12 protein-coding genes are annotated in these 15478 nt (G+C 42.8%); 4 read left to right on the top strand and 8 right to left on the bottom strand.

From position 1 onward, the window contains the following. Window positions 1-98 precede the first annotated feature (98 nt). Together KFO40_RS16430 and pta are read right to left on the bottom strand one after the other, a co-directional pair. Window positions 99-1298, bottom strand: coding sequence for an acetate kinase (locus tag KFO40_RS16430; protein ID WP_004314424.1), 1200 nt, complete (start codon window positions 1296-1298; stop codon window positions 99-101). Between the two features lie 40 nt (window positions 1299-1338). After that, entirely contained in the window at window positions 1339-2358 is a 1020-nt protein-coding gene (pta, locus tag KFO40_RS16425) for a phosphate acetyltransferase (protein ID WP_009039813.1), read from the bottom strand. A 197-nt stretch (window positions 2359-2555) separates the two neighbouring features. Between pta and KFO40_RS16420 the strand changes: the two genes are divergently transcribed. Genes KFO40_RS16420 through KFO40_RS16405 form a run of 4 tightly spaced genes read left to right on the top strand, consistent with a single transcriptional unit; the run spans window position 2556 to window position 5695 of the window. Then, complete coding sequence (locus KFO40_RS16420) at window positions 2556-2999, top strand: CidA/LrgA family protein (RefSeq protein ID WP_008645890.1); 444 nt, start codon at window positions 2556-2558, stop codon at window positions 2997-2999. Then, window positions 2996-3691, top strand: a complete 696-nt coding sequence (locus KFO40_RS16415; protein ID WP_004305057.1) for an LrgB family protein — start codon at window positions 2996-2998, stop codon at window positions 3689-3691. Before KFO40_RS16420 ends, KFO40_RS16415 begins: the two co-directional genes overlap by 4 nt. Before the next feature lie 56 nt (window positions 3692-3747). After that, window positions 3748-4665: a DUF2156 domain-containing protein gene (locus tag KFO40_RS16410; protein WP_004305058.1), complete on the top strand. Its 918-nt coding sequence runs from the start codon at window positions 3748-3750 to the stop codon at window positions 4663-4665. 13 nt (window positions 4666-4678) lie between these two features. Then, window positions 4679-5695 (top strand): GNAT family N-acetyltransferase, encoded by a 1017-nt coding sequence (locus KFO40_RS16405; RefSeq protein ID WP_211146595.1) that lies wholly within the window; start codon window positions 4679-4681, stop codon window positions 5693-5695. Window positions 5696-5758: 63 nt separating this feature from the next. Here the strand turns inward: KFO40_RS16405 and KFO40_RS16400 are convergent, their stop codons facing one another. The 6 genes from KFO40_RS16400 to KFO40_RS16375 form a co-directional block, all read right to left on the bottom strand. Next, a complete protein-coding gene (locus KFO40_RS16400; protein ID WP_211146594.1) occupies window positions 5759-7054 on the bottom strand; it encodes a BNR repeat-containing protein in 1296 nt (431 codons plus the stop codon). 14 nt (window positions 7055-7068) lie between these two features. Continuing rightward, window positions 7069-8109, bottom strand: a complete 1041-nt coding sequence (locus tag KFO40_RS16395) for a glycoside hydrolase family 43 protein (RefSeq protein ID WP_211146593.1) — start codon at window positions 8107-8109, stop codon at window positions 7069-7071. A 1069-nt stretch (window positions 8110-9178) separates the two neighbouring features. After that, entirely contained in the window at window positions 9179-11125 is a 1947-nt protein-coding gene (locus KFO40_RS16390; protein WP_211146592.1) for a glycoside hydrolase family 97 protein, read from the bottom strand. Window positions 11126-11161: 36 nt separating this feature from the next. Further along, complete coding sequence (locus KFO40_RS16385; RefSeq protein WP_211146591.1) at window positions 11162-13627, bottom strand: alpha-L-arabinofuranosidase C-terminal domain-containing protein; 2466 nt, start codon at window positions 13625-13627, stop codon at window positions 11162-11164. Window positions 13628-14003: 376 nt separating this feature from the next. Then, a complete protein-coding gene (locus KFO40_RS16380) occupies window positions 14004-14981 on the bottom strand; it encodes a glycoside hydrolase family 43 protein (protein ID WP_049701745.1) in 978 nt (325 codons plus the stop codon). Between the two features lie 23 nt (window positions 14982-15004). Beyond that, window positions 15005-15478 (bottom strand): discoidin domain-containing protein (locus tag KFO40_RS16375; RefSeq protein ID WP_211146590.1); only part of this gene is annotated, 474 nt, incomplete at its 5' end.

Genomic DNA, 15478 nt, shown 5'->3' with positions numbered 1-15478 from the left:
GTTACATTCAGATGACTATAACTATTTGATGACTTCATAAAAAAAAAGATGGACTCGAAATTGAATCCATCTTTTTTATTTATTAATCAGTAAATCTGTTACTTCTTCAGAATATCCATTGTATCAGACGCAATCAACAGTTCTTCATCTGTCGGAATCACTACTACTTTCACTTTAGAAGCAGGAGTAGAAATAATTGCTTCCTCACCACGAACTTTAGCATTCACATCGTTGTCAAGCTCGATACCCATGAATTCCATATCCTTACAAACTTCACGGCGACATTCCATCTGATTTTCACCTACACCACCTGTAAACAGAATGATATCTACACCGCCCAATGCAGCAGCATAAGCACCGATGTATTTCTTGATACGATAATAATACATCTTCTCTGCAAGGATAGCTTTCTCATTACCAGCCGCACAAGCAGCCAAAAGTTCACGCATATCGCTTGATACACCTGAAATACCGAGTACACCGCTCTTCTTGTTCAACAGGTTGGAAACACCCGTAGTATTCAAGCCTTCTTTTTCCATGATAAACGTCACTGCACCGGCATCAATGTCACCGCTGCGAGTACCCATCATCAAGCCTTCCAATGGAGTCAAGCCCATAGTAGTATCTATACATTTACCATCTTTGATAGCGGCAATAGAACCACCATTACCAATATGACAAGTGATGATTTTCTTTCCTACCGGATTTACACCCAAGAATTCGCATACACGTTTGGACACGTAACGATGAGATGTTCCGTGGAAGCCATAACGACGCACACCATACTTTTCATACAATTCATAAGGAATAGCATACATGTAAGCATAATCCGGCATGGTCTGATGAAAAGCCGTATCGAATACACCTACCTGCGGAATGTTAGGAAGAATAGCAGAAACTGCATTCACACCTTTCAAGTTAGCAGGATTGTGCAACGGAGCCAGATCATTGCAAGCTGTAAAGGCTTCTAATACCTCCTTATTCAACAATACAGATTCGCTGAAACGCTCGCCTCCGTGTACCATACGGTGACCTACGGCATTGATTTCATCCAAAGATTTGATAGCGCCATATTCGGGGTGAATCAACGTATTCAGGATAAACTCTACTCCTACTGTATGTTCAGGAATATCTTTTTCCAGAATTTTCTTTTCACCATTCGGCAAAGTCAGTTTCAAGAAAGATCCTTTCAGACCGATTTTTTCGATACCACCTTGCGCAATCACTTCTTTGCTGGTCATATCGAACAATTTATATTTAATAGATGAACTTCCGCAGTTCAATACCAGAATTTTCATTTCGTTGTCAATTTAATACTTACTACTTTATATCTAATACTTATTTATTTGCCTTTGCAGCAATAGCCTGGTTAGCCGTGATAGCAATCATACGATATACATCTTCAATAGAACAACCACGAGACAAGTCGTTTACCGGACAAGCGATACCCTGAAGGATCGGGCCGATAGCATCAGCATGTCCCAAACGTTGAACTAGCTTATAAGAAATGTTACCTACTTCCAGGCTCGGAACAATCAGTACATTTGCTTGTCCGGCTACCTCCGAACCCGGAGCTTTGCTTGCACCTACTTCAGGAACAAGAGCCGCATCTGCCTGCAGTTCACCGTCCAAATCAAGAGTCGGAGCCATTTCCTTAGCTATTTTAGTTGCTTCTACTACTTTGTCTACCACTTCATGTTTAGCAGAGCCTTTGGTAGAGAAACTCAACATAGCTACTTTCGGATTTTCGATACCGGCAACCGCCTTGGCAGTCTGCGCTGTACAAACTGCAATCTGCGCCAATTGATTAGCATCAGGAACCGGGGTTACGGCCACATCACCCATGACCAAAATTCCATTCTTTCCATATTCGGGAGCATGAGTCAAGAGCAACATAGCACCAGATACGCAAGTGATTCCCGGAGCAGTCTTGATAATCTGCAAAGCAGGACGCAATACATTACCAGTAGTGTTGCGGGCACCAGCCAACTGACCGTCAGCGTCACCATTCTTCATCATTAAACAACCAAAGAATAAAGGATCATTCGTTAACTTGCGGGCTTCTTCGATAGTCATCCCCTTCTTTTTACGAAGTTCACACAACAACTGCGCATATTCTTCGTGTTTCGGAGAAGTTTCAGGATCAATGATAGTAGCTTTACCGATGTTTCCCAATCCCCATTTTGCAGCAAGTTCATTAATTTCTGCCGGTTTACCCAGTAAAATTAGATCAGCGACTTCGTCTGTCAAAATCATATTGGCAGCTTTCAATGTGCGTTCTTCAGTTCCTTCCGGAAGAACAATACGTTGGCGATTTGCTTTCGCACGCGCCACGATTTGGTTGATTAAATTGAGCATAGATATATTGAATATTATTATAAAACGTCCTTACAATTTGTAATTTGCGGTGCAAAAGTACTCAATTTTGCAATATCCACATTACAATTTCGGCTATTTTTCTCTCCCAAGTCTAAAATATTATAATATTTAACACTGTACTCCTATTTTTCATACCTTTGCAGTGTTTTCAAACAAAATCAATAGGTTATTAGTATATGATACGTCAGTGCGCCATTTTATTTGGCTGTTTGGCTTTGGGTGAATTAATAGTTTATCTTACGGGTATCAAGCTCCCCTCCAGCATCATCGGTATGCTGCTGCTCACCCTCTTTTTAAAATTAGGTTGGATTAAACTACACTGGGTACAGGGATTGTCCGACTTTCTGGTTGCCAACTTAGGATTCTTTTTCGTTCCGCCCGGTGTGGCTCTTATGCTATACTTTGATGTTATTGCGGCAGAGTTCTGGCCGATAGTAACAGCGACCATTGTCAGCACCGCGCTTGTACTTGTCGTTACGGGATGGGTACATCAAATCGTCCGCAAGTTCAGGCTGGCACGTCAGATTAAGCTGGCGCGCAAACTTCATCTGACGGATTTCCATCTGTCGGAGAAACTGCACTTTAAAGATAAAATCAACTTAACGAATAAAGACAAATGAGTTTCTTAGAGAATAATTTCTTCCTGCTGGCTATCACCTTCGGGATTTTCTTCTTTGCCAAATTGCTTCAGAAGAAAACAGGACTGGTATTATTAAATCCTATATTGCTGACCATCGCCCTATTAATCATCTTCCTTAAAATGACAAATATCTCATACGAGACCTATAATAAAGGAGGACATCTGATCGAGTTCTGGCTCCGCCCGGCTGTTGTTGCTTTAGGCGTACCTTTATATCTTCAATTGGAGATGATAAAAAAGCAGTTATTGCCAATCCTTCTGTCTCAACTGGCAGGTTGCATCGTCGGAGTTATTTCAGTAGTGCTGATTGCGAAGTTTATGGGAGCTTCCCAAGAAGTAATCCTGTCACTCGCTCCCAAATCGGTTACGACTCCGATTGCGATGGAAGTAACCAAAGCCATTGGCGGTATTCCGTCACTGACGGCGGCAGTTGTTGTGGCAGTTGGTTTATTAGGAGCAATCTGTGGTTTTAAGACCATGAAAATCATGCGTGTAGGCAGTCCGATCGCCCAAGGGCTTTCGATGGGGACAGCCGCTCATGCTGTCGGAACTTCCACCGCAATGGATATCAGCAGCAAATATGGGGCATACGCCAGTCTGGGACTGACACTGAATGGAATCTTCACTGCACTGCTCACACCTACGATCCTTCGATTATTAGGTGTCTTGTAAAAACAAAATCTCTTGATTTTCCGTTATATAAAGAGTTAAACGCAAAAAGCAATTTTATGATTCCATTTAAAGATATCACATTAGCAGACAAAGACACAATCACCTCATTCACGATGAAAAGTGATCGCCGCAATTGCGATCTTTCATTCTCCAATCTTTGCAGTTGGAGGTTCTTATACGACACTCAATTCGCAGTGGTCGACAACTTTCTGGTATTCAAGTTCTGGGCGGGAGAACAACTTGCTTATATGATGCCCGTAGGCACAGGAGATTTGAAAGCAGTATTGTGGGAGCTGATAGAAGATGCCCGCAAAGAGAACCAGCATTTCTGTATGTTGGGAGTGTGCAGCAATATGCGCGCTGATCTCGAAGCCATCCTTCCGGAACAGTTCACTTTCACAGAGGACCGCGACTATGCGGATTATATTTATTTGAGAAGTGATCTTTCTACGCTGAAAGGGAAGAAATTCCAGGCGAAAAGAAATCATATCAACCGGTTCCGCAACACTTATCCGGATTACGAATACACACCGATTACCCCGGACCGTATTCAGGAATGTCTGGATCTGGAAGCAGAGTGGTGTAAAGTGAATAATTGTGACCAACAGGAGGGGACAGGCAACGAACGTCGCGCCCTGATTTATGCTCTCCACAACTTCGAGGCACTCGGACTGACGGGAGGTATCTTGCATGTGAACGGTAAAATTGTCGCATTCACATTCGGTATGCCTATCAATCATGAAACATTCGGCGTACATGTAGAAAAAGCGGATACCAGTATTGAAGGTGCGTATGCCATGATTAATTATGAATTTGCCAACCGGATTCCCGAACAATATATCTATATCAACCGGGAAGAGGATTTAGGTATTGAGGGTTTACGCAAAGCCAAACTGTCTTACCAGCCGGCAACGATTCTGGAAAAATATATGGCTTGCCTCAAAGAGCATCCCATGAATATGGTAAAATGGTAAATCCATTATAAATATGATGATAAAGGAGCAAGTAAAAGCATTGTGGAAAATCTGTTTTGACGATAGTGAAGAATTCGTTGAAATGTACTTCAGACTGCGCTATAAAACAGAGGTGAATGTCGCCATCCAAAGTGGCGATGAGGTAATCTCTGCGCTTCAGATGCTTCCTTATCCGATGACTTTCGGCGGAGAAACAGTACAGACTTCCTATATTTCAGGAGCCTGTACGCATCCCGATTTCCGAAGCAAAGGGGTCATGCGAGAGCTTTTATCACAGTCTTTCGCCCGGATGCTGCGGAATGGAGTACATTTCAGTACATTGATACCGGCGGAGCCCTGGTTGTTCGATTATTATGCCCGCATGGGATATGCTTCCGTATTCAAGTATTCAACTAAAGAGATCGTTTTGCCGGAGTTTATTCCTGCTAAAGAGATAGCGGTCAGTGTGGTTCCGGAATTTCAGGAAGAGATTTATTCTTATTTGAATAAGAAGCTTTCCGAACGGGCTTGCTGTATTCAGCACACGCTGGAAGACTTTCAGGTTATTATGACTGATCTTGCCATCAGCGGAGGATACTTATTTGTAGCCAGACAAGAAAACGAAATCAAGGGGGTGACTATTATATATAAAGGAGACAAACATATCATTATCAATGAGCTTTGCGCTGAAGATAAAGATGTGGAATATAGCCTATTGTATGCTATCAGGCAACACACCGGATATAAGCGCATGGTTCAACTCTTACCTCCCGAAGATCAACAGCCTCAACATCCATTGGGCATGGCACGTATCATCAATGCCAAAGAAGTGCTGCAAATCTATGCCGCGGCTTTCCCCGAAGATGAAATGCAGTTGGAATTGTCTGATAAGCAATTGTCTGTGAATAACGGTTATTATTATCTGTGTAAAGGGAAGTGCATGTATAGTACCGAGCGACTGCCCGGTGCGCATATACAGATGAATATTAGTGAACTAACAGATAGAATACTTCGGCCGTTAAAGCCATATATGAGCTTGATGATGAATTAAGACACGAATTACACCACCTAGGAAGAGTACGAAAAAAGAGTTGCAGATAATTCCTTCATATCTTTACTTATTTATATTCATATCTGTTTCTAATACATATACCATTTGAGGGTCAATTTCCGCTGTACGTTCACCATCTCCCTGACGGGTGTGTTGCACAAAGAGGTGAAGTTTCCGCTGTTCCTTCCAGAGCTCCGTATCATGGGACGGTTCCCAGGCATCCACGGAAAAGTCGGTCAAATCCGTTATCGTCCATTTACTAATGCCGACGTCGGACGCATGTGCCATCGATACACGGCTTCCCCGTTCTTCGTCGCGGAAAATATAAAAGACTTCCCCACCCTCTACCACAATACGCGGACGGGCAATAGGTATCATTTTCGTACCGCCACCCTTCAAGGTAAAAGGTGTTTTGCGATCTGTGATCTGCCGTTGATACCATACTTTCCCATCGTTCCAGACGATACGATATTGGGGCACGTTACTGTCGGGATCCCGCCAATAAGTGGCTATATACGGATTTCCTTCTGCATCGGCACTCATACTTGTTTGATTAATCAACTCACAGTTTTGAGGCAAACGACAGGCATACTCTGCATTAGACAATTTGATAGGAAGTTCATATTGCTCTCCACTTGATTTATACCAAGTCACTCCATTATCAAACGAACGGGCATAACATATATCATGGTTTGTTTCCACATGCCAGCTTTCGCGCCACACCCACGAAAGATGGATGGTTCCTTTCTCATCGACATACATTTGCCAATAAGCATTCCGTTTATTTTCTCCGTCAATCAGTATATCCTGCACACGAATCCATTTATGTTCTTTCAGCGAATAACGGTTCATCACCAAGTTGCCACGACCGGAAGAACCGGAACGATAAACAAACAGTAAATCTCCTCCGGATAAAGAATAAAACTCCGGATAGGTGACATTTCCTTCGTCAACTCCGGTCATCGGTATTTTATCTCCCAGTTTCAGAGAACCGGGAGCAATGCTCCGGCAATAATTCAGTTTATGTCCATGATGATCGAAAGACACGTGTATGTAACCTTCTCCATCCACCATCATACTGATTACATTATGAGCATCCTTTACATTTCCCTGATATTGGGTACGGTGTAAAGTCCATTGTTTCGAATCCAGTTTCCGCTTTCCAAGTATCAGATAGCCGTCGTTATCGTAATAACTGATATATTGTTCCTCACCGTGCGTCACCAGCGAGTTATTCCGAAAGACCGTCGTATTGACCGAAGTACAGCTATATCCCTTTCCTACTTCCACCAAACGCTGGGAACAGCCAAGAGTAGGAACAAGTATTATTCCGCAAAGTAGTAGTAATATCCGTTTCATGCTTATCTTCTTTTTTATTTGTCAAAGATGGAAAGAGTCCATTTTTCATGCCAGGGAATTGTTATCCTTCCGTCTTTTACAAGTACAGGCAGCCATACATAGCGGGAGTCTTCCAAGTCTTTCTTTTTCCAGCGGTCGAACATAGCAATGTATGCATCCTTCTTTCCGATAACAGGCTGAACGTAAGTACTCTGTGCGTAAAACGTTTTATCCGCATCCGGTCCCGTACAAGGATTACCGATCGTTTTCCACGTTCCCATAATAGAATCGGCCACTGCTATTTCGGCCACATTCGGATCCCAGCCTGTGCAACCGGAGCTTAACATATAGTATTTACCATTATATTTAAACACAGCCGGAGCTTCACGAGACTCTTTGACGAAATTACGAGTAAACCGTCCGCTAGGTTTCAGATAATCATCAGTCAAAAGACTAATATACATGGTTTCATTATTTTCCGAAGAATAGAACTGATAAGCACGTCCGTCATCATCCACAAAAACTGTCTGGTCGCGGCTCATCGCATTGTTCGGACGGAAACTTCCCTGATAGACGAACGGCCCGACAGGAGAATCGGCAACTGCCACTCCGGCACAAGCCTTACTGTAATCGGCACTTTCCACATGTGCCCACATTACAAACTTACCGGTCTTCTTATTAAAGATGACTTTCGGACGTTCCAACACTTTGGACGGATGCAGGTCATGATTCGGATCGTCTTTGACTGCCGGAAGCACAATTCCTTCAAATTTCCAATTCAGCAAGTCTTTAGAAGAGTAACAACCGACTCCGGTCACGTCTGTACGATAACACTCCCACGTAGCCCAGTCCGGCAAAATCGTTTTTCCTTTCTTGTATTCACCATACCAATAGTAAGTACCATTGTGATAAAGAAGTCCGCCACCATGGGCATTGATCGGATTTCCATCCGTATCATTCCACACTTGTCCGGGGATAAATGCCGTGTTCTTCTGTGCCTGCATTGATACAGGCAGTAACAACGCACAAACGACTCCTGATAATATACACTTGATTATTCTGCAATGTCTATTCATATTCATGATATTAAATAAGATTTCTTGTTTACAAAGATAGATGATACATTAAATATAAAGGTACACTTATGTGTCAAAAAAGGACTAAAAAACAATCATTCTCCGCTAAATGCACGATATTACAGAGCATTTGCACTTCGATTTTAGCCCGCGTTTACCATATAATACGATAGGGATAGGGATTTCACCTATCAGTTCACTCAATAAAAAGAACCTACCCGATTTCAACACAAAGTGATTTTCTGGTCGAGCAGGTCATTTATATATACACATAAAATGCTTTTCTGATAATCCGGTTTCCTAATCCTATATGGCACTTCTCTATCTATGCTTCTGAAAACATACCTTACCTGCTTCCTTATCCATTACTAACTACCCTCTCTTTCATTAATAACAAACTTTCTTTTGATTATAGGTAAACTTCCTATTACCAGTATGTAAACTTACTTTTCAATAAATGCAATCTATAAATGAAAGTTGCGTTTATAAAAACAAAACTTGCAATTATATAAATGGAAGTTTCATTTATATAATCAAAGCTTGCATTTATAGTTTTCTTATAATGCAAAGAAAGTTTGGGTCCTATACAAAGGAAGTTTATCCCTTATAGAAAAGAAGTTTTCCTATAATAGTTTGGAAGCTATCTATTAACACTTCTTCTGCCAACTATAGATGAAAGAGTTAGCAGAAGACTGGACAAGCTGTGAAAGCCAGAATAGAAAGGTGAAAGGAAGGTGAAAGCCAGCCCTTCACCCGCTAATGCCGATGAACAGGGCATTGTGAAAGGTGAAGAGTGTTTTCTTGAATATGATTATTTTAGTATACCAGCGTAAGGCAATGTCTGCAACCACAACTGAATGAATTATATCCACGAAACATTTCTCAAATATGGTTTCATTCAAAGAATAAAGAAAGCAGTCTATATTGTTTATATTCAAACAATTATTCATAGCACAATTTGTGTAGCATAAAAAGTGCTACATAAATTATGCTATAAATATTGATTCTATCAAACTTTTACCGAACAATCATTGCCACATGATCCCACAACAAACGATAGAGATATCATCTATTTGTTTACCAATACAGCACCTCCCTGTGGAAGAATCTCCAGCTGCACTTTACCGTTCTCTTTCACTTTCAACGGCACAAGCTGTGGCTCTCCTTTCTTATCATCCTTATACAGGGTAACCGTTTTTCCGGCAAACATTTCTAAATCCAGTTTCAACTTCAATGTTTCTTTTCCTGCATTCACAGCAGCCAGATACCAAGTATCATTGTGACGACGTGCCAACACGACATATTTTCCAGGATATCCGTCAATGAAACACGTCTCATCCCACGTGGTAGGAATCGTTTTCATATAGTCCATGCAAACAGGGGAAACATCTTTCAGGTTGTTGGGGGCAAGTGCAAAGTTCTGTACCGGATTCTGGAATAACACGGTAGTGGCTAATTGAAATATATCAGTAGTGCGACGCGTAGTTCCTCCGTCATTGTTGCGGTTCAGCCGTTTGTTCAGGAAACAGCCGCCAAATTCCATGCTACCCACCGTATTACGGATAAACGGATGCAGACAAGCATTGAAAGCCTCTTTATCGCAGAAGTGCTGGTTGAATACCATATTCTCGGATGCCAGTACGGCTTCACTACCTATATAATTCGGATACATGCGTTCCCATCCGCGAGGGATTGTACAACCGTGGAAGATCACCATCAGGCCGTGATCGTCGGCATCACTCAAGATATCTTCATACAGGCGCATCGTTTCTTGCTTGTCGCCACCAAAGAAATCAACTTTAATGCCTTTTACTCCGAGGCTCTGTAACCATTTCATCTCGCGTTTGCGGATAATGGCGTTGTCCATGTGATTAACCGGTCCTTGCTCAATATCATTCCAATAACCGGAAGAGCTATACCATAAGAAGAGTTCCACGCCTTTACTACGTGCGTATTCTACCAAAGACTTCATGCGGTCACGACCGATGTTCGTATCCCACCAGTTATCAATCAACGCATACTCATATCCCATTGCCGCAGCAAAATCAATATATCGCACCTGATCGTCATAGTTGATACTACCATCCTGCCAAAGAATCCAGCTCCATGTGCCGCGTCCGAAACGGTAGTCATATTTTGTTTCATAAAGAGGATGCACGACATCCCACGCAACAGTTGTTTCCACAATCGGTTTCAAAGTTTCGCCAACAGTTATGGTACGCCAGGGAGTGACACCGGGAAGAGCGAACGCCGGAGCTGAAGTCCCGTTACCGTTATTTTCTTCTGCCATCGGGAAAGCAATCGTATACAGATTACCTTCGCTCACATCACTCAAGCGTGAGCCGCAATATCGACTGTCCACTCCTGTCTCGCTGACCAGCACCCAACCATCGTCACCGATACGGAACAGGCAAGGGAATGTGTAACCATGCCCGTATTGAGAACGGTCGCTCATCGGAGCATCTGCCTTGTATTCTTCCTCATAACTGGGTTTTGTACGTTTCCATCCTATCATGGCATCGCTTTGCGGACACAAGAAAGTAGTAGTCTGTTGCGGAAAACGGAAACCGGTTTCTTCGGCAGTCACCGTTACACTCCCTTTTCCGTCCTGACGCGGCAGGGTATAACAGAAAGCTACATCATTGTTGCTGACACGAAAGACAACGTCTATTTTCTGCCCTTTCGGATTCTCAAAATGACAGTTCAGCTCGTTTGCCTGATAATGCACTTGTGAGGTTTTAATACGATCCTGATGGTAGACAGTATCAATAGGGGTGACCGTATGCCCTGTCAGTTTCATTCCTTTAGCAAAGTCACCGATATTCGTGTTCATACCCAAAGGTGATTTTTCCAGCATGGTTTTCCCATTATAGGTAATGGAATAACTTGGCTTTTCGGCAAGGGAAGTAAAGACAACCAATTGCAGTTTTTCATCCGGTCCTTTCACGACCACGTCTTGTGCCATCAGCGAAGTCAGACAGCAACCAGCCAGCAGAGCGCTTATTATCTTCTTCATATTATTCATGTTATTATGTTCTTCATTTATTTCCTGTTATTTCTCATTAGCCTTTTTTATCCGGATCACCGTAAAAGAGTAGGCAGACAATTGGCAATCAAACTTTTCTGCCACTTCCACCGTATCTTCAACAGGTAGCGGAGTATCTGCCGGTTTGCCGGTCAGTACGGTTCTCTTTGCAGAAGGCTGTACCGCACCGATTCCGGAAAGGTCGACATGGGTATTCACCTCTACTGGAAGTAAGTTGACCAACTTCACAATCACATCTCCACTTGCCGAATCGCGGACAATGGAAGAAGCAAAACGTTTCTGCACTTTATCGTCTTTATTATCCAAAGTGATCTTCGACGGCAAATATTCGTTTCCGGCATTCTGTCCGTAGAGTTTCTGCACATAATATCCGGTGGTCGGTTTCACTTCCCGGTTATTGAAGTAAATCAAATCCGGATTCCATTGGGTATGTCCTTCTTTGGCGAGAAGAGGAGCGTAAGAAGTCATGTGTACAACGTCTCCATTGCGTTCCAGGGCAGCAAGATAAAGAGCTTCCGTCAGTGCAGTTTCGATATTCGCTTTTCGTCCCGGGATATGAGTCGCATATTCGCCCAGGTATACTTTTGTCTTTTTCGAACGGTCGTATTTATCGTAGAAATCCTGATTGTTCAGGAACCATCCCGGAGTCTGATAATAATGTTCGTCCACCATCGGCACACCCAGTTTGTCGGCCAGTTTCCATCCTTCTACGTAGTCTGTACCTTCATTGAACGGTCCTACTGTACCTACAACGATCATTTCCGGATATTTTTCTTTGATGGCATTAAATATCATTGTAAAACGTTCTTCGAAGATATCGGTGATGAGATCTTCATTTCCGATACCGATGTATTTCAGGTTGAAAGGTTTCGGATGGCCTGCTTCGGCACGTACCTTTCCCCACTTTGTCTTCTTAGCGTCGCCGTTTGCCCATTCTATCAGATCAAGAATATCCTGAATATAAGCACCCATTTCGCTCATTGGGATACCGCCTTGCTGCCCGCCTCTCAAGTCACCGTGACAGGCAGAGTTCTGGCAAGGAACACCGGCAGCCAATACCGGAAGCGGTTCTGCGCCAATATCTTCGCAGAATTGGAAATATTCAAAATATCCCAGTCCCATGCTTTGATGATATCCCCAAAGGTTACGTTGCGCCTTTCTTGCTTCTAACGGACCGACTGTGTTTTTCCATTGATAGATATTCTTCAGACCATCACCATGAGCCACACAGCCACCGGGAAAACGGATGAAACGGGGATGAATGTCAGCTAACACTTGAGCCAGATCCTTGCGGAGTCCGTTCTTGCGTCCTTTAAATGTATGCTGCGGAAACAAAGAAATCATATCCAGATTCAATTCTCCAGCAGATTGGGGAATGATTTCGAGGCGAGTATCTGCGGTGGCTTTGGCAGTAATCACTGCTTTATACGTTTTCCATTGGCGGGAAGACACAGTCAGAGAAGTCTCTCCACATATATTTCCTTCTCTATCTACCAAACGAACCTGCAATTTGTTTGATTGCCCCTGCGGAACCCTCGCAAATATGGAAAAGTCATATTTCTCTCCGACATTCAGCGCGATACCATCAAAGCCTGTATTTTCTAACGCGGCTCCCGGTCGTTCTACATTCAATACGGCATAATGCGGATTATTGGCATGAATAGGATCGGTAGTAGCAATAGTGAAAGTGGTTTTATCTCCTTTCAATGTCCAGGAATGAGTACTATTCCAGTTCTTATCCCCTTCCCTGTCTGAAGGGTCGTATTCGAAATCACGGTTCTGGATCAGCTCTGCATAGAGTCCTCCGTCTGCCGAATAATTAATATCTTCAAAGAAAGCACCCAACAAGACATCGCTGATGGCCTTGGCACGTTCGGGTTGTACGGTGACCGTTGCTTTTACAGGCTTCAAACCGGCAAAACGTTCTCCATCCTGTACCGGACGTTCTCCATGCAATGAGTTCCGATATTGATTCCAGCCATAATTCTTATTTAATCCATCTACCAAAGTCCACGCTACCCGGTTGATAGTTCCTTTCTGCTCCTCTCCGGCAACTACGGCTTTCACTCTTGTTCCGTTAAAATCGGAAGTAGTACGGGGATATTTCTGGCTGGTCCAGTTTATCAAGTCTTTAGAAGTGGCCTGACCGTATCCATCACGATCATTCAATTTCCAGGTACATATCCATTCGCCAGCGGGCGACTGTTTCAAATAAGGGTCGAGCATTTTCTTCTGTGATCCCCAACGGCTGTAATCACACCGGAGATATCCGTAGTTCCGGCCGACTTCAAACCAGTTTTCCTTATCCATGCTCCAGGCAAAACGAAGCCCGCTACGTCCGTCGTCTCCGGAAGTAGCGAAGGAAAAGAGATAAACCGAATCGGGGGTACTCGTCATTTCTTTGATTGCAGCTAAAGTGACTTGCTGAAACGACAAAAACAAGACAACTAAAAACAGGAATAATTTTCTCATGGTATCTATTGCATTAAGATTATCAATCGCAAAGTTAAGATTTTCATTATTCTAACTGATATATTTCAAGCTATAATTGGTTGTTTTACACTTAAAAATATATAAGAAACAAGTAAACAAGGGTAAAATATACACTTTTTCCAATATCGTATACTATTTTCCTGGATTACACTAGTGAATCCACCTTATCTTAATAACTCAAAAAAGACGAAAGGGTGAATGTATTTATCTGGAAATGAAAATTACCCGCTTGAAATTCATTGAATTTGTAGATGAGAGGTACCCAAATTTCCTTTCAACGAAATCATCTTCGCGACAAGAAGCTGTGGCGAGGATGATTTCTAATTTAGATGGGTTTTGATCTTCCTCCTTTGGATCAGAAACCTTCCGGTTTACCATACGCCTTGAAAAGGCGTTGCAATTCTTTTTGAGTAATCGGAATAACAGTACCGTGACGTGGATGGAAATCCATACTAACGGCATGGTCAATCACTTTGAAGTGTTCCAAATCAGCACTTTCCGTAAACTGGTATTTGCCTTTCATATACACATCATACATCAAGATATACTTATCCGAGCCAATCAATGGAAAGATGCCCGCACCCTCTACTGCATCCTTCGTCTGCTGCTTATAGTCATCTGATTCCGTCCACTGTCCGGAGGTCAGAGAGGAAGTAGTAGCCTTCTTAATGCCATTTCCATTCCCTTCCGTTTTATAGAACAGGTGATAAAGCCCGTCTTTATAGACGATATCGCCGTCAATACATGACTTTTCGTTTTTCGGAAGAAACAGTGGTTTCGGTTCTCCTTCTATATCGGTAAAATCCTTGTTAGCATAAGCATAATAAATGATGTCCGGGCCATTGCCATGTTGCATGGACCAATAGATCATGTATTTTCCGGCTTCCTTGTCATAAATCGTTTGTGGCGCCCACACACGTTTCAGGTTTTCCTGATCGGGATATTTCTTCTGGATATTTACGATATTGGAAGTCCAGTGTACAAGGTCTTTCGATTTCAGCAATACCATGGCGCGATTAGAACTCCATCCATTGGCAGATACCATGTCTGTAACTACCATATAAAATGTCTTCCCATCTTCACAACGTAAAATATGAGGATCGCGCACTCCGCCTGTTGAACTAATCACCCGGGAATCAAGTACCGGTTGATTTCCATTCAAAGCTTTATAATTATATCCGTCGAGACTAACAGCCATCCTGACGGCTTCTTCACTCATGCGATTGCCGGTGAAATAAACAAACAGGTAGGCAGATTGTTGGCAATATCCAGTCAACACTCCTACGAAGAGGAGTGCGAAAAGGATTATATTTTTCTTCATATCTATTATCATTTCAATGCTTGTACATCAATAGTTTAGTAATTAAAGTCGGCAGATTTCACATACACCCGATATTCTTTAATCATGCCCGGATATTCTTTTTCGGCACGGGGCAGATAGCGGAAGCCGGTCACTGTTTCCACTTTACTCAAGTCAATCACCAGTTGATGAGGATAAGGGACATTATCCACAGTCATCCAGAAAGTAGATTCCTGCAAGTCGAATATTTTGTCGGCTGTACGGTTGCCGCTACGCGTTTCTTCGCTATCGGCATAACGAATCTTCCAATGTTCACGAGATACCGGTTTGCCATCAGCTCCCAGGACATCGAACTCTGCCACTGCTGCGATGTTGTCATTTGCTTGCGGAGAAAGCGCTTCCAAACAGAAATAACGTCCTTTCGCCGGAGCAGCAAATCGTACTTCCTGCCAACCGTTGCCCGGAGTGAAAGCACCTTCATGTATTACTTTCTCACCTGCCAGTTTCAGTTTTTCTCCATCCTTGCGGTG

This window comes from Bacteroides sp. 1001302B_160321_D4, from assembly GCF_015667765.1.
GTDB classification, from domain to species: domain Bacteria; phylum Bacteroidota; class Bacteroidia; order Bacteroidales; family Bacteroidaceae; genus Bacteroides; species Bacteroides xylanisolvens.
This window is presented reverse-complemented; position numbering and strand designations above follow the sequence as displayed.

Bases quoted from the DNA above. Each gene is read 5' to 3' on its own strand.
- KFO40_RS16430 (WP_004314424.1), bottom strand. From the start codon at position 1,298: ATGAAAATTCTGGTATTGAACTGCGGAAGTTCATCTATTAAATATAAA.
- pta (WP_009039813.1), bottom strand. From the start codon at position 2,358: ATGCTCAATTTAATCAACCAAATCGTGGCGCGTGCGAAAGCAAATCGC.
- KFO40_RS16420 (WP_008645890.1), top strand. From the start codon at position 2,556: ATGATACGTCAGTGCGCCATTTTATTTGGCTGTTTGGCTTTGGGTGAA.
- KFO40_RS16415 (WP_004305057.1), top strand. From the start codon at position 2,996: ATGAGTTTCTTAGAGAATAATTTCTTCCTGCTGGCTATCACCTTCGGG.
- KFO40_RS16410 (WP_004305058.1), top strand. From the start codon at position 3,748: ATGATTCCATTTAAAGATATCACATTAGCAGACAAAGACACAATCACC.
- KFO40_RS16405 (WP_211146595.1), top strand. From the start codon at position 4,679: ATGATGATAAAGGAGCAAGTAAAAGCATTGTGGAAAATCTGTTTTGAC.
- KFO40_RS16400 (WP_211146594.1), bottom strand. From the start codon at position 7,054: ATGAAACGGATATTACTACTACTTTGCGGAATAATACTTGTTCCTACT.
- KFO40_RS16395 (WP_211146593.1), bottom strand. From the start codon at position 8,109: ATGAATAGACATTGCAGAATAATCAAGTGTATATTATCAGGAGTCGTT.
- KFO40_RS16390 (WP_211146592.1), bottom strand. From the start codon at position 11,125: ATGAAGAAGATAATAAGCGCTCTGCTGGCTGGTTGCTGTCTGACTTCG.
- KFO40_RS16385 (WP_211146591.1), bottom strand. From the start codon at position 13,627: ATGAGAAAATTATTCCTGTTTTTAGTTGTCTTGTTTTTGTCGTTTCAG.
- KFO40_RS16380 (WP_049701745.1), bottom strand. From the start codon at position 14,981: ATGATAATAGATATGAAGAAAAATATAATCCTTTTCGCACTCCTCTTC.